24 protein-coding genes and 1 riboswitch are annotated in these 24459 nt (G+C 41.5%); of the genes, 18 read left to right on the top strand and 6 right to left on the bottom strand.

Translation table 11 applies throughout. The annotated features are described in order from the left end of the window. Nucleotides 1-306: 306 nt before the first annotated feature. Both purH and purD read left to right on the top strand, forming a co-directional pair. On the top strand, nucleotides 307-1896 hold the full coding sequence (gene purH, locus PR800_RS17255) for a bifunctional phosphoribosylaminoimidazolecarboxamide formyltransferase/IMP cyclohydrolase (RefSeq protein WP_102140161.1): 1590 nt from the start codon (nucleotides 307-309) through the stop codon (nucleotides 1894-1896). A 17-nt stretch (nucleotides 1897-1913) separates the two neighbouring features. Next, nucleotides 1914-3197 carry a phosphoribosylamine--glycine ligase gene (purD, locus tag PR800_RS17260; RefSeq protein ID WP_272531188.1) on the top strand — a complete coding sequence of 428 codons (1284 nt, stop codon included), beginning with the start codon at nucleotides 1914-1916 and terminating at the stop codon, nucleotides 3195-3197. Between the two features lie 319 nt (nucleotides 3198-3516). Here the strand turns inward: purD and PR800_RS17265 are convergent, their stop codons facing one another. The 6 genes from PR800_RS17265 to nudC all read right to left on the bottom strand — a co-directional run bounded on the left by PR800_RS17265 (nucleotide 3517) and on the right by nudC (nucleotide 8096). Then, on the bottom strand, nucleotides 3517-4143 hold the full coding sequence (locus tag PR800_RS17265) for a DUF1481 domain-containing protein (protein WP_102140163.1): 627 nt from the start codon (nucleotides 4141-4143) through the stop codon (nucleotides 3517-3519). Between the two features lie 89 nt (nucleotides 4144-4232). Continuing rightward, entirely contained in the window at nucleotides 4233-4505 is a 273-nt protein-coding gene (locus PR800_RS17270; protein WP_004264522.1) for an HU family DNA-binding protein, read from the bottom strand. A gap of 199 nt (nucleotides 4506-4704) precedes the next feature. Beyond that, complete coding sequence (locus PR800_RS17275) at nucleotides 4705-5292, bottom strand: YjaG family protein (RefSeq protein WP_102140164.1); 588 nt, start codon at nucleotides 5290-5292, stop codon at nucleotides 4705-4707. Between the two features lie 74 nt (nucleotides 5293-5366). Next, nucleotides 5367-6038 (bottom strand): deoxyribonuclease V, encoded by a 672-nt coding sequence (nfi, locus tag PR800_RS17280; protein WP_210848952.1) that lies wholly within the window; start codon nucleotides 6036-6038, stop codon nucleotides 5367-5369. A 109-nt stretch (nucleotides 6039-6147) separates the two neighbouring features. After that, nucleotides 6148-7212 carry a uroporphyrinogen decarboxylase gene (gene hemE / locus PR800_RS17285; RefSeq protein ID WP_102140166.1) on the bottom strand — a complete coding sequence of 355 codons (1065 nt, stop codon included), beginning with the start codon at nucleotides 7210-7212 and terminating at the stop codon, nucleotides 6148-6150. Nucleotides 7213-7304: 92 nt separating this feature from the next. Next, nucleotides 7305-8096, bottom strand: a complete 792-nt coding sequence (gene nudC, locus PR800_RS17290) for an NAD(+) diphosphatase (protein WP_102140167.1) — start codon at nucleotides 8094-8096, stop codon at nucleotides 7305-7307. Between the two features lie 249 nt (nucleotides 8097-8345). Here nudC and PR800_RS17295 point away from each other — a divergent pair, with 249 nt between their 5' ends. The 16 genes from PR800_RS17295 (at nucleotide 8346) to PR800_RS17370 (ending at nucleotide 24381) form a co-directional block, all read left to right on the top strand. After that, nucleotides 8346-9398 (top strand): ABC transporter substrate-binding protein, encoded by a 1053-nt coding sequence (locus tag PR800_RS17295; RefSeq protein WP_272531189.1) that lies wholly within the window; start codon nucleotides 8346-8348, stop codon nucleotides 9396-9398. Nucleotides 9399-9426: 28 nt separating this feature from the next. Further along, nucleotides 9427-10242 carry an alkaline phosphatase family protein gene (locus tag PR800_RS17300; protein WP_166268087.1) on the top strand — a complete coding sequence of 272 codons (816 nt, stop codon included), beginning with the start codon at nucleotides 9427-9429 and terminating at the stop codon, nucleotides 10240-10242. Further along, nucleotides 10242-11144: an ABC transporter permease gene (locus PR800_RS17305; RefSeq protein ID WP_166268085.1), complete on the top strand. Its 903-nt coding sequence runs from the start codon at nucleotides 10242-10244 to the stop codon at nucleotides 11142-11144. Before PR800_RS17300 ends, PR800_RS17305 begins: the two co-directional genes overlap by 1 nt. Continuing rightward, nucleotides 11134-11964: an ABC transporter permease gene (locus PR800_RS17310; protein ID WP_272531190.1), complete on the top strand. Its 831-nt coding sequence runs from the start codon at nucleotides 11134-11136 to the stop codon at nucleotides 11962-11964. Before PR800_RS17305 ends, PR800_RS17310 begins: the two co-directional genes overlap by 11 nt. Further along, complete coding sequence (locus tag PR800_RS17315; protein ID WP_166268089.1) at nucleotides 11964-12980, top strand: ABC transporter ATP-binding protein; 1017 nt, start codon at nucleotides 11964-11966, stop codon at nucleotides 12978-12980. Before PR800_RS17310 ends, PR800_RS17315 begins: the two co-directional genes overlap by 1 nt. 18 nt (nucleotides 12981-12998) lie before the next feature. Then, entirely contained in the window at nucleotides 12999-13661 is a 663-nt protein-coding gene (locus PR800_RS17320) for an HAD family hydrolase (RefSeq protein ID WP_102140173.1), read from the top strand. A gap of 228 nt (nucleotides 13662-13889) precedes the next feature. Further along, a riboswitch (TPP riboswitch) is annotated at nucleotides 13890-14002 on the top strand. Nucleotides 14003-14145: 143 nt separating this feature from the next. Further along, the gene (gene thiC / locus PR800_RS17325; protein ID WP_102140174.1) at nucleotides 14146-16125 is read left to right on the top strand and encodes a phosphomethylpyrimidine synthase ThiC; all 1980 of its coding nucleotides are present in this window, start codon (nucleotides 14146-14148) and stop codon (nucleotides 16123-16125) included. Then, nucleotides 16118-16783: a thiamine phosphate synthase gene (gene thiE / locus PR800_RS17330; RefSeq protein WP_195698104.1), complete on the top strand. Its 666-nt coding sequence runs from the start codon at nucleotides 16118-16120 to the stop codon at nucleotides 16781-16783. The genes thiC and thiE overlap by 8 nt, the downstream gene beginning before the upstream one ends. Nucleotides 16784-16858: 75 nt before the next feature. Then, nucleotides 16859-17617 carry a HesA/MoeB/ThiF family protein gene (locus tag PR800_RS17335; protein ID WP_206276732.1) on the top strand — a complete coding sequence of 253 codons (759 nt, stop codon included), beginning with the start codon at nucleotides 16859-16861 and terminating at the stop codon, nucleotides 17615-17617. Continuing rightward, nucleotides 17605-17805 (top strand): sulfur carrier protein ThiS, encoded by a 201-nt coding sequence (gene thiS / locus PR800_RS17340; protein WP_004264499.1) that lies wholly within the window; start codon nucleotides 17605-17607, stop codon nucleotides 17803-17805. Before PR800_RS17335 ends, thiS begins: the two co-directional genes overlap by 13 nt. A gap of 2 nt (nucleotides 17806-17807) precedes the next feature. Further along, on the top strand, nucleotides 17808-18578 hold the full coding sequence (locus PR800_RS17345) for a thiazole synthase (RefSeq protein WP_102140176.1): 771 nt from the start codon (nucleotides 17808-17810) through the stop codon (nucleotides 18576-18578). Next, entirely contained in the window at nucleotides 18575-19696 is a 1122-nt protein-coding gene (thiH, locus tag PR800_RS17350; RefSeq protein ID WP_272531191.1) for a 2-iminoacetate synthase ThiH, read from the top strand. Before PR800_RS17345 ends, thiH begins: the two co-directional genes overlap by 4 nt. Nucleotides 19697-20023: 327 nt before the next feature. Next, nucleotides 20024-21826: an arylsulfotransferase family protein gene (locus tag PR800_RS17355; protein ID WP_272531192.1), complete on the top strand. Its 1803-nt coding sequence runs from the start codon at nucleotides 20024-20026 to the stop codon at nucleotides 21824-21826. Between the two features lie 12 nt (nucleotides 21827-21838). After that, nucleotides 21839-22597, top strand: a complete 759-nt coding sequence (locus PR800_RS17360; protein ID WP_102140179.1) for an ABC transporter permease — start codon at nucleotides 21839-21841, stop codon at nucleotides 22595-22597. Between the two features lie 2 nt (nucleotides 22598-22599). Then, nucleotides 22600-23367, top strand: coding sequence for an ABC transporter ATP-binding protein (locus tag PR800_RS17365; RefSeq protein ID WP_229597510.1), 768 nt, complete (start codon nucleotides 22600-22602; stop codon nucleotides 23365-23367). A 12-nt stretch (nucleotides 23368-23379) separates the two neighbouring features. Next, the gene (locus PR800_RS17370; RefSeq protein WP_102140181.1) at nucleotides 23380-24381 is read left to right on the top strand and encodes an ABC transporter substrate-binding protein; all 1002 of its coding nucleotides are present in this window, start codon (nucleotides 23380-23382) and stop codon (nucleotides 24379-24381) included. Nucleotides 24382-24459 lie beyond the last annotated feature (78 nt).

Genomic DNA, 24459 nt, shown 5'->3' on the forward strand with positions numbered 1-24459 from the left:
TGCATTCCACAGCAAAACCCCCACTTATACCGACTTATGCACCAAGTTATCCACAACATGAAAATAATTTAAAAATTACCGCGCATTACGCAAACGTTTGCGTTACAATTGGCTCGAAATTTCAGCATTGATTTTGTTTTTATGTTCTGAAATTGTTAGTGACTTATATATTGTTATAGGGAAAGCGGGCTAATTCCGCTTGGCTTTCATCAATAGATATAATAGGTATATAAGAAAAGCTCTTTGAGTTTTTACTGACTGATATTCGTTATTGCCTTATTTATTCAAATCCAAGGGATCTATCTCATGCAACTGCTTCGTCCTATTCGTCGTGCCCTGCTTAGTGTGTCTGATAAAACAGGGGTTGTTGAATTCGCTAAGGCGTTATCTCAACGTGGTGTTGAGCTTCTATCTACTGGCGGTACTGCAAAGTTACTTGCTGAGTCAGGATTAAACGTAACTGAAGTTTCAGATTACACAGGGTTTCCTGAAATGATGGATGGCCGAGTGAAAACATTGCACCCGAAAGTGCATGGCGGAATTTTAGGACGTCGCGGTACAGATGATGCCATCATGCAACAACATGACATCGCGCCTATCGATATGGTTGTTGTTAATCTATACCCATTTGCCCAAACCGTGGCAAAACCAAATTGCACCCTTGAAGATGCTGTAGAGAATATTGATATCGGAGGCCCAACCATGGTGCGCTCCGCGGCTAAAAATCATAAAGATGTCGCAATTGTGGTAAATAGTAATGACTATCAAACCATCATTGATGAGATGGATAATCACGAAAACTCGCTAAATTGGTCGACTCGGTTTGACCTCGCAATAAAAGCTTTCGAGCACACTGCGGCTTATGACAGCATGATTGCGAATTACTTTGGTGAATTAGTTGCCCCTTATTATGGCGATACAACTCAGCCTTCCGGCCGCTTTCCTCGCACCTTGAATTTAAACTTTATAAAAAAACAAGATATGCGTTATGGAGAAAACAGCCATCAAGATGCGGCTTTTTATATAGAAGAAAGCCCAAAAGAAGCTTCTATTGCAACTGCACAGCAGATCCAAGGTAAAGCCCTGTCTTATAATAATATCGCTGATACCGATGCAGCTCTTGAATGTGTTAAATCATTCGAAGAACCTGCTTGTGTAATTGTCAAACATGCAAACCCTTGTGGTGTCGCTATCGGTGATTCTATTCATACAGCTTATGATAACGCATTCAAAACTGACCCAACCTCTGCTTTTGGTGGCATTATCGCTTTTAACCGTCAATTAGATAAAGAGACCGCTCAAGCGATTATTGAACGCCAGTTTGTGGAAGTCATTATTGCGCCTTCTGTTGCTAAAGATGCATTGCCTATTCTTGAGACTAAACAAAACGTCCGCGTACTTGAATGTGGCGAATGGAGCAAACCCGTTGCAGGTTTAGACTTTAAACGCGTGAATGGCGGTTTATTAGTGCAAGACCGTGACTTAGGAATGGTTGAAAAAGAAGAACTTCGCGTTGTAACTAAGCGCCAACCAACTGAACGCGAGCTAAAAGATGCGTTATTCTGCTGGAAAGTCGCGAAATTTGTAAAATCCAATGCAATCGTTTATGCCAAAAATGATATGACTATCGGTATTGGCGCAGGGCAAATGAGCCGTGTGTATTCTGCAAAAATTGCAGGTATTAAAGCCGCAGATGAAGGTTTAGAAGTCGCTGGCTGTGCGATGGCCTCAGATGCCTTTTTCCCATTCCGCGATGGTATTGATGCCGCGGCAGCTGTTGGCGTAACTTGTGTTATCCAACCTGGTGGTTCTATTCGCGATGATGAAGTGATTGCAGCCGCAAATGAACATGGTATTGCCATGCTTTTCACTAATATGCGTCATTTCCGTCACTAATTATTAGGAGCCTAGTCATGAATATTTTAATTATTGGTGGTGGTGGTCGTGAACATGCATTGGCATGGAAAGCTGCGCAATCACCTTTAGCGGAAAAAGTCTATGTTGCCCCAGGTAATGCAGGAACAGCATTAGAACCTACACTCGAAAACGTGAATATTTCGGCAACTGATATTGATGGGCTGCTCCAATTTGCTAAAGAAAAACAAATTGATTTAACGATTGTAGGCCCTGAAGCACCATTAGTTATTGGTGTTGTTGATGCATTTAAGGCTGCCGGTTTAACTATTTTTGGCCCAACCCAAGGTGCTGCACAGCTTGAGGGTTCAAAAGCATTTACCAAAGATTTTTTAGCTCGTCACAATATTCCAACTGCCGCTTATGAAAATTTTACTGAGATAGAGCCCGCTTTGGCTTACTTAGATAAAGTCGGTGCGCCTATTGTGATTAAGGCTGACGGCCTTGCCGCGGGGAAAGGCGTTATCGTTGCCATGACCCTACAAGAAGCAAAAGAAGCTGTTCACGATATGTTAGCGGGAAATGCCTTTGGCGATGCAGGGCATCGTATCGTTATTGAAGAGTTTCTCGATGGTGAAGAGGCGAGTTTCATCGTTATGGTAGATGGTGAAAATGTCATTCCAATGGCGACTAGCCAAGACCATAAACGTGTCGGTGATGGTGATACTGGTCTAAATACAGGTGGAATGGGTGCTTACTCTCCCGCCCCTGTCGTGACCGATGAAATACACCAGCGTGTGATGGAACAAGTCATTTACCCTACGGTTAAAGGCATGGACCAAGAAGGAAACCGCTATCAAGGCTTCTTATATGCAGGTTTAATGATTGATAAAGCAGGTAACCCAAAGGTTATCGAATTCAACTGCCGTTTTGGCGACCCTGAAACTCAACCTATTATGATGCGCTTGCAATCGGACTTAGTCGCTTTATGTTTAGCCGGTGCGAAAGGTGAGCTGGCAGGTAAAGATTCATTATGGGATGAGCGCCCTGCTCTAGGGGTAGTTATTGCCGCGGGTGGTTACCCAGGTGATTACCGCAATGGCGATGTGATTTCAGGTTTACCAACCACTGAAGCCACTGATAGCAAGGTTTTCCACGCAGGCACTCGCTTGAAAAATGGTGATGTAGTCACTGCCGGTGGGCGTGTGTTGTGTGTCACTGCGTTAGGCGATGATATCGCTAAAGCGCAAACCAAAGCTTATGAAGTGGCAAAAAACATTCACTGGGATGATAACTTTTACCGCAACGACATCGGCTACCGTGCTATCGCTCGTATAAAATAATACAAAGTACTAAACCATTCCCTAAGCTGATAAGAGGAAACTTTTATCAGCTTTTTTATTGTTGTTTGTACTATCAAACAAGCACTCTAAGGATTTCTGTTCGTAGCTAGACGACAAGGTGACTAGGCTAAGTCACCGCGGCCAACAATGCTGAAGGTCGAAAGGCTACGAGTTGACGAGCAAAAATATCGGCTCTAAGTATTTCAATTCAGAGCTAGGCGGCAAACGAAGATATCTTAGGGAGCATACATAAGTATGTGACCTAAGTAGCTGAGAGCAGCCAACAACGTTATGGATTGAAAGACGACGAGCGGTGATATTACAACGAATCTTTAGAAGGCTGCCAGCGGCAAAAATCGGTATCCGCCACCATCAAAAGCTGATTCCCCTCTGAAGACTCCAACCACGCTAAATTTAACTGGGAATGCCACACTTTCGCACGGCTCTGTAACCAATTTTCAGCATAGGGCTCGAAGGTTACTTCTCGCACATCACCTTCACAAGTCGTCACTTTGCCTTGTTGCCAACGTCCTTGGTAAAGTTTAACGCCTCCGACAATAAGGGCGGTGTTTGTCTCAAGTACTCGTTCAGCTTCAAAGCGCCAACGCGTGATGTCATCCGTTGAAAGTGGTGTTTTATGGCCATCTTGGGCACGCTGCATAAAAACAACGTCATTGTTTTTATCGAAGCGTAATTGTTCGGTGATATCACCATTTTTTTGGTTCAAGATTTGGCTGCGAATTTGCCAGAGTTTACCGGAGCGGTATTCGAAGAAATTAACGGAAGTGTCTGTGCCTTTATAGGGGCTATAAACCACCATTAAGACAAGAGGTTGGCTTTGTGCATTATTCAGCCGCCACATACGAATGACGCCATCATCAGCAATAAAACCACTTGCACTAAACTCAGGAAGTTTTGGTGCATTAGAAGAACAGGCGCTTAGCATTGAGATGGCTCCCAATACCAGCACCCCTTTTTGAATAAACAAAAGGGGGAGTTTTTTACCCCCTCTGGTAATTCGTCTGTACAATGTTCTTATTTTACAGCTTCTTTCAGTGCTTTACCGGCAGAGAAAGCAGGTACAGTTGTAGCAGGAATTTGGATTTCTGCTTTAGTTTGTGGGTTACGACCAGTACGTGCAGCACGATGGCTAACTTTAAAAGTACCGAAACCGACCAGTTGGACTTGCTCGCCTTTTTTCAGCGTTTCAGAAATAGCATTCAGAGTAGATTCTAATGCTGCTTTTGCCTGAACTTTGGTCAGGTCCGCTGATTCTGCGATAGCATCAACTAATTCAGTCTTATTCATAAATTATCCTTACACAGTGTGTTTATCGTTTGCAAAGCATCGAGTGCGTCGGATATGCCAAATTGACAGCCCCTGATACACGCCCCCGATAGCCACTTCTTCTCGCCCCTAAATGTAGACCAGAGTAGGGGCAAATGTGAAGTCTTAGTACTCAGCATTACTGCGTCAAGTCACGTTTTCGATAATGAAAATGCAAAAATCAGCTTAAAGTAATACCTATGTTGCTCACCCCCGCTTCGCGGAGGTCAGATTTTAATCCTTTAATTAACTCTAAGTCGCGCTCTTCACAAGCTGCCAGTAAGCGGAAAATGTCCCACTGGATATCCCACTCTTCTTCAACGGCCGGGATTTCTTTGAGTTCTTCTTCTGTCATTTCCCGCCCTGCTTGAGTCATTTCGAGCATGGCAACCGTACGAATGGATGCTTCGCTAACCAATATCGCGTGTTCGAGGGTTTCACCACTCAATTTCGAATGAATAATTTCACCCAATGCAATACAGGCATCAATAGCTGGATACACACCATACATATCAAAATCATCCGCTGATGGGATAATTTCTTCTAATTTTTCTAACTGACTGTCGAAATTGACTTTGCTATCTTTAATGACCAAAGTTTCCCAAACTAAATCAAGGATGGAACGATAAACTTTTGCATCGGCAAATTCAGTTTGCAGACAAAACATCTGAAAGTTGGGATACATTCTTTCACATAAGCTTGCCATGAAAGTTGTATGTTGCCAGCTTTCTAATTTTTCCAACCTCAAATGAATGGGATTTCTTAACATAATTTCTGACTCATCAATCTTAATACTTCGCAGTTTACCTGAAAATCTGTCAATGCCACATATTTTGCTGATAATTAGCTGATTTTCTCATTCATTCGCTTAAAAAACGTTCGATTTGATGCAATTCCGTCAGCAAAACGTGTTGGTTCAGGCAACCTATAACCCTTTAGACACTGCCCAACCCACTCTAAGGAAGATGAAAAACCGACTTTATGTCCCGGAGAAACATATAATGGTTTGCAGCGTTTTTTACTCCGCAGCACCCAACCGAGTTGATTTTCACCTGCCATTAACGGCTGAACACTTTCGGGTTCTTCACTTAACTCATCTGCATCACCACATAAACGGCTTTTTGCAACACCAATTGTGGCAACATTCGCTTGTAACCCAAAATGGCAGGCAACACCAAACCGCCGTGGGTGTGCAATCCCTTGTCCATCCACAAGCACTAATTCAGGTTTGTTTTGTATTTTTCCCCACGCAGCCATTAGTCCAGGCACTTCACGAAAAGAAAGTAACCCCGGTATATAAGGTAATTGCGTCGGTATTCGAGCTATTTGATACTCAACAAGTTCTAACTGTGGCCAAGATAGTACAGCCACCACAGCTCTCGTAATCTCACCTTGCTGTTCAAAGCCCACATCAGCCCCACCAATCAGTTTGAGGGGTGGAAATTCGTCATGCAAAATGATTTTTGAGGCTTGGCTAGTTTGTTCTGTTCGTAACTGTTGGGTATCTAAAACCATCATGCGTCCATTGCTTATGATATTTAATTATTCTTAATCATAGATGATAATGGTGTACTTACAAGATCCTATAAATACACCACAAATCAAGAAGATCAATAAACGATAATTATTGATGATATTGGCGGGATAAACGGTGAACAGCATCCACAAATGCACCTGCATGCTCCGGTGGAACATCCTGATGAATACCATGACCTAAATTGAATACGTGCCCTTCACCTTGGCCGAAGCCTGATAGAATATTTTGTACTTCTTCTTCTATTCGCGCAGGAGGTGCATACAACATGGATGGATCCATATTTCCTTGCAGGGCAACTTTATCACCAACACGACGACGAGCATCGGCAATTTCAGTCGTCCAATCAAGGCCTAATGCATCACAACCCGTTGCTGCCATTTCTTCTAACCACTGACCGCCACCTTTAGTAAATAAGGTGACAGGAACACGGCGACCATCATTTTCACGAATTAAGCCATCAATAATTTTATGCATATAATTCAGTGAAAACTGTAAATAATCACGCTTAGTTAATACCCCACCCCATGTATCAAAAATCATCACAGACTGCGCACCGGCACGAATTTGAGCATTCAAGTATAAAATGACGCTATCTGCCAGTTTATCCAATAACAAATGCAATGAATTCGGGTCTTCGTACATCATCTTTTTGATTTTAGTGAAGGCTTTGCTGCTACCGCCTTCCACCATATAAGTCGCCAGTGTCCACGGGCTACCAGAGAAACCAATGAGTGGTACATTGCCTTCAAGGGCTTTACGAATGGCACGAACTGCGTCCATCACATAACCAAGTTCCATTTCAGGATCAGGAATAGGGATATTTTTTACATCTGCTGCGCTCATAATCGGTTTATGAAAACGCGGACCTTCACCTGTTTCAAAATATAGCCCAAGCCCCATTGCATCAGGGATGGTAAGAATATCAGAAAATAAAATTGCAGCGTCTAATGGAAAACGACGTAATGGCTGCAATGTCACTTCACAAGCCAATTCGGTGTTTTTGCACAGAGCAATAAAATCACCAGCTTCCGCGCGAGTTGCTTTATATTCTGGCAGGTAACGCCCTGCTTGACGCATCATCCATACAGGGGTCACATCTACAGGCTGACGTAGCAAAGCACGTAGATAGCGGTCATTTTTTAACTCAGTCATTATTTACTCCATTATTATAAGTGGCCGCCGCAAATGGCTAAGAGCGAAGTTCATTATTGTATCATGTTAATGATAACAATATCAGCGCTGTGCTATTCCCCCGTTTCATACTCACTTTGACGACACAATGCGACCGTATCTTCAATCAAACGCCTAGCTATTGTGTCTGCCGGTGGGATCAACGGTAAATCATCGTAATGATACCAATTTGCGCTCACCAGTTCCTTCGGGTCTACTTTAATATCACCACTTTCATAATCCGCGAGGAACCCCATCATTAAGGAATGAGGAAAAGGCCAAGGCTGTGAAGAAACATAGCGGATATTTTTCACTTTAATATGGCTCTCTTCCATGACTTCGCGCATGACTGCTTCTTCTAATGTTTCGCCAACCTCGACAAAACCAGCAAGTACCGTAAATAACGGATTTTGCGAATGGCGTCGGTGCTGAGCTAATAGAATATGGTCATCGCGGCGGATCCCCACGATAATGCAAGGGGCGATCTGCGGGTAATAGCGCTCATGACAATGGTCACACAAACACGCCCACTCTGTTTCACTGTGGCGCATCGCAGTACCACAATAACCACAATAACGGTGGGAACGATAGAATTCTGCTAATTGCACACCTCGCCCAGCAAGGCGAAATAAGCCTTCATCTTGCGCAGCAACAATACGGGGAGAAGCCATATCTGATGGCATTTTTTCGGCTATCAACCAGACGATTTCCCCTTGCCACTCACCAATGGGTGTTGCCGTTTTTCCTTCTAACAAATAGTCCTTTGCCATACCTCGAGGAATATCTCCATGAGGTAGCCACAAACGCCCGGAAAAACAGATAAACCACCAACCACTTTCTGTTCCTGATAATTTTAACTTATTCATTTTTCACGTCTTTTGTCAGTTTTTATTGTCGGTAAAATAAATCTATTAATGACACAATATACTTTTTTGACACAAAGTCATTCAAACGTTTGTTTCATTGTTTTTCTTTAGCAATTTTGACACTTTTTAGACGTTCCATTCCATAAAATGTCTAAAAACTGTCATAAAAGGATCAACTAACTGTCACGTCTTAAAATTAGGATGCTAAGTAACCAATACGGTTCACCGTTCTTCAAAAGTGAGAAAATAATGAAAACTATCGTTCCTGCGATTTTACTATCATTGACCGCATCCAGTGTGACATTAGCTGCTGATACTAATTTAACAGAGTTAATCAATGCAGCGAAAAAAGAAGGACAAGTTTACAGCGTTGGGATGCCTGATACTTGGGCGAACTGGAAAGGAACTTGGCAAGACTTAGCGACACAATATGGGTTGAAACATCAAGACACCGATATGAGCTCCGCCCAAGAAATTGCTAAATTTGCCGCAGAAAAAAATAATGCGACGGCAGATATTGGTGATGTCGGTGCCTCCTTTGGGCCTGTTGCCGTACAAAAAGGAGTGACGCAACCTTATAAACCAACAACTTGGTCACAAATTCCTGATTGGGCAAAAGACAAAGACGGTCATTGGGCTTTAGCCTATACGGGGTCTATCGCTTTTATGATAAATAATGATTTAGTAAAAGATGCACCGAAAAGCTGGGATGACCTACTAAAAGGGAAATATAAAGTCACCGTTGGGGATGTTGGGATCGCTGCACAAGCGAATAACGCTGTACTGGCAGCTGCATTTGCGCGTGGTGGGGATGAAAACAACCTAAAGCCTGCTATTGAATTTTTTGCTGAACTCGCCAAACAAAAACGCCTATCCGTTAATGACCCAACTGTCGCAAATATCGAAAAAGGTGAAGTCGAAGTTGGCATATTATGGGACTTTAACGCACTGAATTACCGTGATCAGATCAATCGCGATCGCTTTACGGTTGTGATCCCATCTGATGGCTCCGTGATTTCGGGTTACACCACTATTATCAACAAATTCGCCAAAAACCCTAACGCAGCGAAGTTAGCTCGTGAGTTTATTTTCAGTGATAAAGGGCAAATTAACCTTGCTGAAGGTTATGCACGACCAATTCGTGCACAATATTTAACGTTACCTGATGATATTAAAACCAAATTATTACCAGAAGAACAATATAAAAATGTTCAACCCATTAAAAATGCAGAAGGCTGGGAAAAATCATCTCGTAATCTCCCTAAAATGTGGCAACAGCAAGTTTTGATCCACCAGCAGTAATTCAATGTATTGATTTTAGGAAAAATTAATGTCTGAAAAAGTCATACTTGTTGTCCTAGACGGTTTAAGTTATTCAGTAGCCCATCATTGTATGGGCTATCTCAACGGCTTAATCAAAGCCAACAGTGCAACACTTTACCAATTAGAGTGTGAGCTTCCTTCGATGTCTCGCCCTTTATATGAATGCATACTGACGGGGGTTCCCCCGGTCAAAAGTGGTATTGTAAATAACCAAATTGTCCGCCTTTCTCACTTTGAGAGTCTCTTTTCCCTTGCTCGTCAAGCTGAGAAAACAACTGCCGCCGCCGCTTATTATTGGGTGAGTGAACTGTATAACCGGGCTCCTTTTGTTGCCTTACGAGACCGCTTCACCCACGATGACTCACTCGCTATCCAACATGGCTGCTTTTATCAAGCAGACCATTACCCTGATGACCATTTATTTGTCGATGCGGAATATTTACGGACTCAATTTAACCCTGATTTTTTATTGATCCACCCTATGAATATAGACGACACAGGACACAAGTTCGGTTTTGATTCGCCCCAATATCGTAATGCAGCACGCCATGCAGATATTATCCTGTCGAATTATATTCCTACATGGGTTGAGCAAGGCTATCAAATCATGATCACGAGTGATCATGGTATGAATAATGATCGTAGCCATGGTGGAACACTCCCCGAAGAGTGTTTAGTACCATTGTTTGTGGTCGGTTCGCAGTTTTCTCATCAACCCTGCAATATTGAGCAGACAGCAATTTGCGGAACCATTTGTCGTTTACTCGGTGCCAACTCTCTCGATAAACCGGTTTGTGATGCGCTATTACGAGGAGATTTGTAATGGCTGATATTCCTGCCCCCTGTGAACAGACATACCAACAACAGGGAAAAATTGCCATGTTGAAAAAACGCTTTGCTCGTTTTCATTGGCGCGCTGCACTGCTACTTTTGCCATTCTTTGTGTTGTTTAGTTTATTCCAAATCGCCCCAATGATTTGGGTGCTCATTAATAGCTTTATCTACGAAGAAGCATGGTCATTAGGTAACTATCTTGAAGTATTCAATAATGATTTTTACTTGCAAGCGTTTGAAAATACCTTATGGCTTTCCATTATTTGTAGTGTGATTGGCTTATTTATTTCCAGTATCACGGCATTTTCCATTTATAAAATGCAAGGGAAAATTCGCCGAATAATGATCTCCTTCACCACCATGGCCAGTAATTTCAGCGGTGTTCCCCTTGCTTTCGCATTCATTATTATTTTGGGCTTCAATGGGGCGATTACCTTACAACTTAAATCATGGGGGATTATCGAAGATTTTAATATATACAGCGCCAGCGGCTTAATGCTGTTGTATGTGTATTTTCAGATCCCATTAGGTGTGTTGTTGCTCTACCCCGCCTTTGACGCACTAAAACCGGAGTGGGAAGACGCAGCGAAAACGATGGGTGCAAGTAAGCTGACCTATTGGTTAAAAGTCGCTATTCCAGTGCTTTCTCCTGCTTTACTTGGCACTTTTATTATCTTAATTGCTAATGCAATGGGCGCATACGCCAGTACTTATGCGTTAACGAGTGGTAATTACAACCTTGTGACTATCCGAATTGCCAGTTTAGTTTCTGGTGATTTGTTTCTCGAACCGAATATGGCTGCTGCGTTATCAATGCTACTTATCGCTATCTTAGCTTTTATCACTGCCATACATCATTGGTTAATCAAGCGGAGCTACCATGCAAAATAATAATGCGATTAGCCCAGCCATAACCAATGGCAATAAACCCTCTGGGTTATGGCTTCATAAGTTAGTACTAATCAGTGTTGCTAGCCTACTAGCGTTACCTATTATTGCCACATTTTTGTATTCCATCGCCAGTTCTTGGGGAGCCACTGTGCTACCTGACGCCTTGTCCATCAAATGGTATCTACAATTATGGCAAGACCCGCGTTTTCTCATGGCGTTTGGTCGTTCATTGATTATTTGCTTTGGTACATTACTGGTTAGCACATTAATTATTTTACCGATGACGTTTGCAGTATTTTATCGGTTCCCCAAACTCAAAGGGATGATGGATTTACTGATTATTTTACCCTTTGCGATCCCGCCTGTGGTCTCATCGGTTGGCTTGCTGCAAATATTTGCCGATGAACCATTCATGTTAGTTGGCACACCTTGGATCCTGATTGGTACCTATTTCACCATCACGTTACCTTTTATGTATCGTGCGCTTGCGAATAGCTTCCAAGGCATTAATTTACATGACTTAATGGATGCAGCACATTTACTCGGTGCCAGTACTTTTCAAGCCTTCATGATGATTGTGTTACCCAATATTCGCAAAGGTATGTTGGTTTCATTATTAATTTCATTTTCATTTTTAATGGGTGAATTTGTGTTTGCCAATATCCTTGTGGGAACACGTTATGAAACTTTGCAAATCTATCTTTTCAATATGCGACAAACCAGCGGACACTTCACTTCTGCCCTGGTGATGTCTTATTTTCTATTTACCTTATTGCTGACGTGGTTAGCAATGCGATTAAATCGTTCAGGAGATGAATGATGAGTTATGTTATTGCGGAAAATTTAGCCAAATCTTTTGGCACTAATCAGGTATTTGCTGATATTCAATTTACTATCGAAAAAGGTGAATTCATTACCCTACTTGGGCCAAGTGGTTGCGGAAAGTCTACCTTATTACGCTGTATTGCAGGGCTTGAACAACTTAATCATGGTGAACTTTATATTAATCGCCAGAATGTAACCCACCAAGCCGCGCAACAACGCGGAGTGGGTATGGTGTTCCAAAGTTATGCGTTATTTCCCAACATGACTGTGGTTGACAATATCGCGTTTGGTTTAAAAATGCGTAAAATTGATAGCCAAGCGAGATCTAAAGCAGTCGCTGAAGTGATTGAATTAGTTGAATTGCAAGGCAAAGAACAACAATTTCCTCATCAACTGTCAGGGGGACAGCGCCAACGCGTTGCGCTAGCAAGAGCATTGGTGATGAAACCACAAATTTTGTTACTTGATGAGCCGCTTTCCGCTCTTGATGCACGCATTCGCAAGCACTTACGCCAGCAAATTCGCCAAATTCAACGTGAGTTAGGCTTAACCACAATTTTTGTTACTCATGATCAAGATGAAGCGATGATTATGTCTGATCGTATTTTTCTTATGAATAAAGGCCAGATCGTGCAAAGCGATACGGCAGAGAATATTTATACCCAACCGGCAACAGAGTTTGTTGCTCGGTTTATGGGGCACTACAACCTTGTTGATTCAGAAAAAGCCAATACAATGTTAGGCCTTAATTTACAAGGTACACTGGCTATCCGTCCTGAGTCTATATATGTCAAAGAAGCGGGGCGCCAATATGGTAGCCATATTTCTCACCCTGTTGATGCCGTGATATTGGACCATCAATTGCTCGGCAATATTATTCGTTATAGTGTGAATACCCCTGCAGGTGATATGACGGTGGATTTACTTAACCGCTCATCTGAGCGTTTATTTGAACCAGGAACTCACCTTCAACTTATGTTTAATAAAAATGAAATTCGCACACTTAGTTAATCAGTGAATAGGAATATAATGCAAAACCAACTGGCCATTTTTGACTTAGATGATACGTTAATTCAAGGTGATAGCAGCGTATTGTGGACACAATACCTGTGGGATAAACAAATCATCAGTAATCCGCAATTTGTGGAAGCGGATAAAGCCATGATGGCGCAATATAATGCAGGTACATTAGACATGCCAACTTACTTACGTTTTAACCTGCAGACTCTCGCCAATGTAAAAGCTGAGCAAGTAGATATCTGGTTGGATGATTTTGTACAAAGTGTGATTTTACCGCGGATCTACCCTGAAGCGATTAGAACGATCGCAAATTATCGAGCCAAAGGGATCCCAATTATTGTGATCTCCGCAACTGTTTCATTTATTGTGAAAAAAATTGCGGATCAACTGGGTGCAGATATCGCAATGGGGATCGATATCAAGCAACAAGATGGCTGCTACACCACAGAAATTGACGGTATCCCAACCTTTAAAGAAGGCAAAGTCAAACGCCTATTAGATTGGATCCGCCACCAGCCGATCACTGACGCCTATGTGTATTTCTACACCGACTCCGCTAACGATCTCCCAATGTGCCAATTTGCCGATGAAGTATTTATTATCAACGGCGACGAACGCCTAACACAAGCCGCACTCAAACACAATTGGCCACAACATACTTGGGGTTTGTAAGCCCAATTTTAATTTCAAACTTGGTTTTAATTTTGGTTTTAACTAACTAATCTTTTCAAAGGTTCCTCTAAATTATTCGTGCTAGAGGAAGGAGATAAATAGAATTATCCCAAGGAGCATACATAAGTATGTGACTTGGGTAACTCTATGAAATCGACGCACCTATCGCGCGAAGAATGACGAGGAAGCACTTATCGCTTGAAGAATGATAAGGAAAGCTTATACTGAAACCTCTTGTCGGAGTGCCTAGTATGCATACGCATCAGGCTGAGACCGTTAATTCGGGATCCGCGGAACCTGATCGGGTTAATACCCGCGAAGGGAACAAGAGTAATCACTCAGCGTCATTTCACCCCACTACATTTGGTGAAAAATTCAGCGCAAGCCTTTTTATTACTCCTCCGAACTCCTGACAAGCAACTTTCTTTCGATAAACCCGCTACTCACTAAACTGTGATAGCCGTGACAATGTCAGGAAATTGCTATGTCCAATAATACAGAACAAAATATCATCCCTACTGCTGATTTATCGCCACAAGCAGCCCCGGCTCGCACCCGTAAAGCTCAACGTGATGCCGCTGAAACCTTTATTAATACCGTTTCTGGCGTTTCGTTTCCTAATTCACAGCGTATTTATTTACAAGGTTCTAGAGACGATATCCAAGTCCCGATGCGAGAAATCCAACTCTCTCAAACCTTGATCGGGGGCGATAAAGACAACCCACAATTTGAAGATAACGAACCCGTTCCTATCTATGATACATCTGGCCCTTACGGCGACCCAGTTTCTGAATTAAATGTCCATAAAGGCCTTAAAAAAATTCGTGCGCCATGGATAAGTGAACGTGCTGATACCGAACCTGTCGAAAATTTAAGTTCCGATTTTACCCAACAGCGTCTCGCTGATGCAGGCCTTGACCATCTGCGCTTTAACAACCGCCCCCACCCATTAAAAGCCCAAACTAACAAGTGTGTTACCCAATTACACTATGCACGAAAAGGTATCGTAACCCCTGAGATGGAGTTTATTGCAATCCGTGAAAATATGGGGCGTGAACGCATTCGTGGCGAAGTTTTATTACAACAACACCCAGGGCAAGGCTTTGGCGCAAATTTACCGGAAAATATTACCCCTGAATTTGTTCGCCAAGAAGTGGCAGCGGGTCGTGCCATCATCCCAGCCAATATCAACCATCCCGAATCGGAGCCGATGATTATTGGTCGCAATTTCTTGGTTAAAGTGAATGCCAACATTGGTAATTCATCGGTCACCTCATCCATTGAAGAGGAAGTGGAAAAACTGATTTGGTCGACGCGTTGGGGCGCAGATACGGTCATGGATTTATCCACTGGCCGTTATATTCACGAAACTCGCGAATGGATTTTACGTAATAGCCCTGTGCCGATTGGAACAGTACCTATCTACCAAGCGCTCGAGAAAGTGAACGGTGTCGCTGAAAATCTTACGTGGGAAATGTTCCGTGACACATTATTAGAGCAAGCAGAGCAAGGCGTCGACTACTTCACTATCCACGCTGGCGTATTATTACGTTATGTGCCAATGACCGCCAAACGCCTAACGGGGATCGTCTCTCGCGGTGGTTCCATCATGGCAAAATGGTGTTTATCTCATCACCAAGAAAACTTTTTATATGAAAACTTCCGTGAAATTTGTGAAATTTGTGCCGCTTACGACGTTTCCTTATCATTAGGAGATGGCCTGCGCCCAGGTTCAATCCAAGACGCCAACGACCAAGCACAATTTGCTGAGCTCCATACCCTTGGCGAGTTAACCAAAATTGCATGGGAATATGATGTCCAAGTGATGATCGAAGGCCCTGGTCACGTGCCAATGCAGATGATCCGCCGTAATATGACGGAAGAACTCGAGCACTGCCATGAAGCGCCTTTTTATACCTTAGGCCCACTCACTACCGATATTGCACCGGGTTACGACCACTTTACCTCTGGTATTGGTGCCGCCATGATCGGCTGGTTTGGTTGTGCAATGCTGTGCTACGTCACCCCGAAAGAGCATTTAGGCTTACCAAATAAAGACGATGTTAAACAAGGGCTAATCACTTATAAGATCGCAGCTCACGCCGCTGACCTTGCTAAAGGCCACCCCGGTGCGCAAATTCGTGATAATGCCATGTCCAAAGCCCGTTTTGAATTCCGTTGGGAAGACCAATTTAACTTGGCATTAGACCCTGAAACTGCTCGCAAATATCACGATGAAACCTTGCCACAAGCTTCTGGAAAAATTGCCCATTTCTGCTCAATGTGCGGACCAAAATTCTGTTCGATGAAGATATCCCAAGAAGTCCGTGATTACGCAGCCCAAAAAGAAGCAAACGAAAAAGAAGCGGGTATGGAACAGATGTCTGAGGCCTTTCGTGCCCATGGCAGCGAGCTCTATCACGGAGCTGAAATTGTGAATGCAGAGGTGAATGAAAATGCCTAAATTGCCTAATGCTATTATAACGCCAACATCACCCTTTCCAGAGACTGAACAACACCTTGGGCTTTACCCCGTTGTGGATTCCGTTGAATGGATTGAACGTTTGCTTGATGCAGGTGTTTCCACAATCCAATTGCGTATCAAAGACAAATCTGACGCAGATGTGCGTGATGATATTCAAAAAGCCATCGCTTTGGGTAAAAAACATAACGCACGTTTATTCATTAACGATTACTGGCGCTTAGCCGTTGAGTTCGGTGCCTATGGCGTACATTTGGGCCAAGAAGATTTGGAAACGACCGACTTACTGGCAATACACCAAGCTGGGCTACGGTTAGGAATATCAACGCACGATGAGCATGAACTGGCTATCGCAAAATCCGTGCGTCCTTCTTACATTGCTATGGGGCATATCTTTCCAACACAAACGAAAGAGATGCCATCTTCGCCTCAGGGTTTAGAAACACTTAAAGCCATGGTGGAAGCAACGCCTGATTACCCAACGGTCGCCATTGGTGGGATTTCTATTGATAAAGTCCCTGCCGTGCTAGCAACTGGAGTAGGCAGCATCGCGCTGGTCAGTGCGATTACCAAAGCAGATGATTGGCTAGCTGCAACAGAAACCTTGCTGAATTTAATTGAGCGCAATACTGCCAACTAGCCAATTTTTAATCACATAACTCGCCCTGCTTTATCATCATAAAACAGGGTTAGTGATGATTTAAGGAATTCATTCATGTTAAGTGACCAAGAATTCATGCGTTACAGCCGCCAGCTACTACTCGAAGATATCAGTCCCGAGGGGCAACAAAAACTGAAAAATAGCAAAGTCCTCATTGTTGGCTTAGGGGGCTTAGGCTCTCCCGCGTCCCTTTATTTAACGGGGGCTGGTGTCGGTGAATTGTGGCTAGCCGATCACGATGATTTACATGTTTCTAACTTACAACGGCAGGTGCTTTATGATACTGATGATATCGGCCAGCCAAAAGCCCAGCTGGCCGCAGATAGACTGCATCAGCTCAATCCGTTGGTAAGAACCCATGTTGTCGCACAAAAGTTGGATGTTAAGACTTTAATTCCTTTAGCTGAGCAAGTCGATTTAGTGCTTGATTGCTGCGATAACATGGCCACTCGTCACGCAGTTAATGCCGCTTGTGTCATGACCAATACAACCTTAGTTAGCGGTAGTGCGGTTGGGTTTGGCGGCCAATTAATGGTTCTTGAACCGCCATTTAGCACCGGTTGCTATGCCTGTTTATATCCAGACCAAGATGAACCTGAGCGCAACTGCCGCACTGCTGGGGTATTAGGGCCTGTAGTTGGGATCATCGGCACGCTGCAAGCACTGGAAGCCATTAAATTACTTGTCGGCCTTCCCTCTTCACTGAGTGGTAAATTGCGTTTGTTCGATGGAAAACAACAACAATGGAATACATTGCAATTAACGCCGTCATTGCAATGTCCAATCTGTCGGGAAGAAACATGCATATCATAATTAACGACCAACCTATGGAATTCGACGCCCCACTGACGGTTAATCAATTATTTTCCACTCTCAACCGCCCAATAGTGGGAACTGCACTTGCTATCAACCAAGTGATCATTCCTAAAAGTCAGTGGGATTCGCATCTCATTAATGACCAAGACAATATCTTGTTATTTCAAGCTATCGCTGGGGGCTAATAATGTTAAAAATCGCAGATTTAACTTTTCACTCACGCCTGTTTACTGGAACAGGTAAATTTGCCAGCGCCAACCTAATGCAAGACGCCATTGCGGCCTCAGGCAGTCAATTGGTGACAATGGCAATGAAGCGTATTGACTTACGTGGGCAAGATGATGGCATTCTACAACCTCTGCAAGAACTGGGTGTGAAACTATTACCGAATACCTCTGGTGCGAAAAATGCCCAAGAGGCGGTGTTTGCCGCGCGCCTAGCTCGAGAAGCCCTCGGTACCAATTGGGTCAAACTCGAAATTCATCCAGATATGCGTTATTTGCTACCCGATCCTATCGAGACATTGCTTGCCGCGGAGCAGCTCGTTAAAGAGGGATTCGTTGTATTGCCTTACTGCAGCGCAGACCCAGTGTTATGCCGTCGTTTAGAAGAAGTTGGCTGTGCCGCTGTGATGCCATTAGGCGCACCGATAGGCACAAACAAAGGCTTAGCAACCAAAGAAATGCTTCGTATCATTATTGAACAAGCCTCTGTCCCTGTCGTCGTAGATGCAGGAATTGGTGCACCAAGCCATGCGGCAGAAGCGATCGAAATGGGTGCTGATGCCGTTTTAGTCAATACCGCAATCGCGGTAGCTAAGCAACCGGTACTTATGGCAAAAGCGTTTAAACTGGCTGTCGAAGCCGCTGAATTGGCCTATCAAAGTGGATTAGCTGCACCGAAGCAACAGGCGCAAGCATCAAGCCCGTTGACCAGTTTCTTAGGGGCCTTATCATGACCCCAAGTTTCCAAGAACGCTTACAAGCGCTGGATTGGGACGATACGACACTGCGGATAAACAGTAAAACCGCTGTCGATGTGGAACACGCTTTAGCGGCAGACATACTCACACTCGATGATTTTATGGCTCTGCTTTCCCCTGCTGCCCGTCCCTATATTGAACTAATGGCACAAAAGGCTCAGAAACTCACCCGCCAGCGCTTTGGCCATGCAGTTGGGTTTTACGTGCCACTTTATTTATCGAACCTATGCGCAAACGATTGTACTTATTGCGGTTTTTCGATGAGTAATAAAATTAAACGTAAAACCCTAAGTGACGATGAAATCATTAATGAGTGTGAAACCATTCGCAAAATTGGTTTTGATAGCTTATTGCTGGTCACAGGGGAACACCAAAGTAAAGTGGGTATGGACTATTTCCGTCACACACTCCCCATCATTCGCCCTTATTTCAGTTCCTTAATGATGGAAGTGCAGCCATTAAGCACAGAGGAATATAAGGAGTTGAAAACGTTGGGGTTAGATGCTGTGATGGTCTATCAAGAAACCTACCATGAGCCCACGTATCAGCTACATCATCTCAAAGGCAAAAAGCAGGATTTTCACTGGCGCCTAGCCACTCCTGAGCGTTTAGGGGAAGCAGGTATAGATAAAATCGGCCTTGGCGCGTTAATTGGTTTATCAAACAGTTGGCGTACCGATTGCTATATGGTTGCAGAACATTTGTTGTACTTACAGCAATACTATTGGCAAAGTCGTTATTCTATCTCTTTTCCTCGCTTACGCCCTTGTGCGGGTGGCGTTGAACCGGCATCACTGATGAGTGAGGCAGAATTAGTGCAATTAATTTGTGCTTTTCGCTTACTCGCACCGAATGTTGAGCTTTCCCTCTCAACCCGTGAATCGCCTTATTTCCGTGATCACGTCGTGCCATTGGCAATTAATAACGTCAGTGCGGGTTCGAAAACCCAGCCGGGTGGATATGCAGATACCAAAGAAGAGCTAGAACAGTTTTCTCCAAATGATAACCGCAGTGCCACACAAGTCGCACATGCCCTTGTGCAAGCCGGTTTACAGCCCGTTTGGAAAGATTGGGATAGCTATTTAGGCCGTTAAATTTTGCGGGCTAACGCGATGTTAGCCCGCAAGTAACGATCAGTAAATGAATTCATATATAGTTTAATATCATTCATACTGTGCTACTAATCATAAAATATGAGCAATACTCATTGCCATCACTAGGAAAAAATCAATCATATTTTTAACTTTTTGTATTAATTACGTATTATATTCTTATTACTTAATATTATAAATATAAACACTTAATAGAACATTACTTTATTGTTCTATTAAGTTATAACACCATAATAAAAGATATTTCAAAACCCATTACCTTTACACCATTATTCCACATAGAAAAAATTTACTATAGGAATATTTAATATGGGACACCCAAGTATTTATCCTTCAGGAACTACTATTTTCAATAAAGAAAAAACATTTAGTGGTTATACCCTTTTTAACGCACCTGGAAAAGGTGCGCTATTAATTGATATGAATGGCCGAGAAGTGCATTTATGGCAAGGAGTTGATGGTTTTCCTAATAAAATTTTACCTGGTGGATATTTATTTGGTAGTCATGGTTTGCGATCACCTAAATATGGTGTTCAAGATCAAGTTGATTTAGTTCAATTTGATTGGGATGGTAACATTATATGGTCATTCAATAAATTAGAAAAAATACAAGATCCCAATCAAGAAATAATATGGATGGCAAGACAACATCATGATTTTCAACGTGATGGAAACCCTGTTGGTTATTATTCTCCTACATTAACATCACAAACCCATAGCGGAAATACTCTAATACTATGCCATAAGAATATTTACAAACCTGAAATATCAGATAAATGGCTACTTGATGATATTTTTATCGAAGTAGATTGGCAAGGTAATATTATCTGGCAATGGGCATTTAGCGATCACTTTTCAGAATTAAATTTCAGCGAAGAAGCTAGAAATGTTTTATATCGTGACCCAAATATGCGTAGTGCCGGTGGAGGCATGGGAGATTATCTACATATTAATACCATGTCTCGTATAGGACCAAATCTACATTATGATAATGGAGACGAACGTTTTCATCCTGATAATATTATTTGGGATTCTAGAGAAGCAAATATAATCGGAATAACGAGCCGGAAAACTGGAAAAATAGTTTGGCAATTAGGGCCCGATTATAACAACAAACAAGTTCATCATCTTGGTTGGATTATCGGACCTCATCATGCTCATATTATACCTCATGGCCTTCCAGGCGCAGGAAATCTGTTAATTTTTGATAATGGCGGCTGGGCAGGTTATGGAGCACCAAACCCTTCATCTGTATATGGCTTAAAAAATGCATGGCGAGATAGTTCTCGAATATTAGAAATAAACCCAGTTACTCTCGAAATTATTTGGCAACATGATGCAGAAAAACTAGGCTTTGCCGCTCCCATGGATTCAAGTCGATTCTATAGCCCATATGTAAGTAGCGCTCAGCGTCTACCAAATGGTAATACTTTAATTACCGAAGGCTCAAATGGGCGATTGATTGAAATAACAGCTGAACATGAGATTGTGTGGGAATATGTCTCGCCTTACTGGCGAGAAGGAAAAAAACGCAATAATATGATCTATCGTGCTTATAGAATCCCTTATGATTGGATCCCTCAATTAGATATACCTGAAGAAAATAGCATAGCACCTATGGATGTCTCTCAATTCCGATTACCAAATGCAGCTCCTAAAGATACAATTATAGGAGTGTATATCGAAGGAATAATAAAACATAAAATTTCAGATGATGATATCTTATGTATTGCTCGAACTAGAGATAATCATCTCTCTAAGAAATCTGATACCTTTTTCTTTTCCGATAACATATATGAAATAGATAGTGAAACATTCGACTCAATTATTAATGAAAATAAAAATAATTTGATATTCTTCGGTGCTAGTTGGTGCAATAAATGTAAAGTATTGAGTGAGTTATTGCCTTCATTAGTAAAACGTTACTCAATAAATGAAATCAATTATCTCTCTGTAGATAATTCTGTTGAAATCCTTCAAAAGTATTCACTTAGAAGCATACCTATTATTGCAATTTCAAATAATGGGAAATTAGTGGATAAACTCGTTGGATTACAGGATACAACAACATATGTGAGTTTCCTCAATCAATATTTCGACAAAATAAATTGAGGCTTATATATCATGTTGAAAAACAGTTTTTTCTTGCTTCTACTTCCAGTTATTATTTTTACAACTTGGTATATTACAACAACAATTGGAGGTGTTTCCCCTGTTATTTTTCCATCTATTCCACAAGCATGGCATTCTTTGAATTTCCAGCTATATTCTGGGCAATTATGGCAAGATCTATCAATTAGTTTATCCCGAGTATTAATAGCCTTTGTTATCGCTGCTATTTTTGCTTTTTTTCTTGGTATTATCATGGCATTGTCGCTACGAACAAACCAAATTTTCAACCTAACATTAAATGCTATACGTCAAATTCCTCCACTAGCATGGATACCATTATTAATTTTATGGTTTGGAATTGGTGAAGTAACTAAAATTATTCTTATTATAAAAAGTGCCTTTTTCCCTATCTTACTAAGTACTATCAATGGAATACAAACGACACCTATGACTTATATTGAATTAGGTAATCTTTATCAATTCAATATTTGGCAAAAATTACGAAAAATTTATATTCCATCACTACTTCCCAACCTATTTACAGGTTTAAGGCTTGCAATGGGGTTATCTTGGGCAACAGTTGTTGCAGCAGAAATGATCGCAGCTAACTCGGGTATTGGCTATCGCATCAATGATGCCCGGATTATGCTAGATTCCCCAGTCGTTATAGTGGGTATTCTTGTTATCGGTATAGTCGGTTTATTATTAGATAAGATTTTATTAATTATATCTTATTACCTGCTGCCATGGTTAAGAACAGAAAGGAGATAGATATGCTATCAATCAAAAATGGATTTAAAAACTTTACTATCAATAATAAGTTACTTCCTGTTTTAGAAGATATTAACCTTCAAGTTCAAAAAGGTGAATTTGTTGCTATCGTTGGCCATAGTGGTTGTGGGAAAAGTACTTTACTACGCATAATTGCAGGCTTAAACCAATTCAATAGTGGAAGTGTACTATTTAAAAATAAAGAGATAACCAAACCAAATATAGAAAGAGGAATGATTTTTCAAGAAAATAGGCTTCTACCTTGGTTAACAATTGCCGATAATATCGCTTTCGGATTAGACCATATAGATAAAAAAACGAAGAAAATTCTAGTTGAAAATTATTTAAAACTCGTAAACTTGACTGAGTTTGCTAATGCTTATCCCAAACAACTCTCAGGAGGAATGGCACAACGTGCAGCAATTGCCCGTACCATAATCACCCAACCTGAACTATTGTTATTGGATGAACCGCTTGGCGCACTTGATGCTTTAACAAAAATTGAGATGCAACGAGAGATTTTATCTATCAAACAAGAAAAGCAACTGACGATGATTTTAGTTACTCATGATATTGAAGAGGCAATATATTTGGGAAATCGAGTAATTATAATGTCATCCCGCCCTGGAAACATAAAAAAAATAATTGATATTAATCTTCCTTATCCACGAAATCGAGGCAGTTCTGATTTTGCATATTATAAAAGAATTATTCTTCAAGAATTTTTCGATAATTCTGCAGAACTTTTTGCAAGTGAATATGAAATCTAGAAGGAACATATCATGGTATTATTAAATTATATCAAATTTCCTATTATAGTATTAATTTCGTTCATTCTAGTTGGTTGTGGGGATGAAAGGCTACCTGACAGTAAAAATAATGAAAAAATTGTTCGTATTGGCACAGCAGATAATAATGGTCGTTTAAGTGGTTTGCTCGGTTTAGCAAAACAGCTAGGATATCTTGAAGAAGAGCTACAAAAAGTTGATTACCAATATTCCATTTCTGGTTTTGCAGGAGCAGGGCCTGCCGTCAATGAAGGCCTAGCGACAAATGCCATTGATATTGCTGTTTATGCTGATTTTCCAGGAATTATAGCCACATCGAGAGGTGTACCCTTAAAATTAATCATGTCAGAGGATTCTTCCATCAATGCCAATATCGCAGTAAGAAAAGATAGCAATATTCACTCATTAGCTGACCTTAAAGGCAAGAAAGTTGCATTACCACGAGGAACGTATATGCAACGGTATTTCACGCTATTTATTGAACAACAAGGGTATAAATTATCTGACTTCAATATTATTCAAATGACAAATGATGCTGAATCCGCATTATTAAACGGAGCAATTGATGCGATGGTATGGACTGAGCAAAGTACCGCCCGTTTAGAAAATAAATCCCCAACTATTACAACACTTTATTCAACCCGTACTGAACCTGAACTCTCAGGTATTTCTGTTATCGTAGGGCGAGAAGCATTCATAAATCAAAATGAGAATGTGATTAAAGCAATGAATATTGCTTTATTAAAAGCAAGTAAATATGCGCAAAATAATCCCGATCAGGCAGAAATTTTACTTGCTAAAGAAAGCGATACTAATGTTGAAATCATTAAAAAAATACATGATTTTCATAGTATAGATAGTTTTTCTAAACGCTATTCCGTTAATATTACTGATAATGACATCCGTAAGTTAAAGCAAACTCAACAATTTTTGATTGATAACAAAATTATCACTAAGCCTATTGATATAAAAAATTGGGTTTATACTAAAAAATAAACGCCTAAATGAAACCATATCCCTTTTTATTTCTTTTCTAGCAAAGATTTTTCTTCATCTTTGCTTTTTTTATCAAAA

The sequence above is a fragment of the Providencia sp. PROV205 genome, assembly GCF_028479505.1.
In the GTDB taxonomy this organism is placed as follows: domain Bacteria; phylum Pseudomonadota; class Gammaproteobacteria; order Enterobacterales; family Enterobacteriaceae; genus Providencia; species Providencia huaxiensis.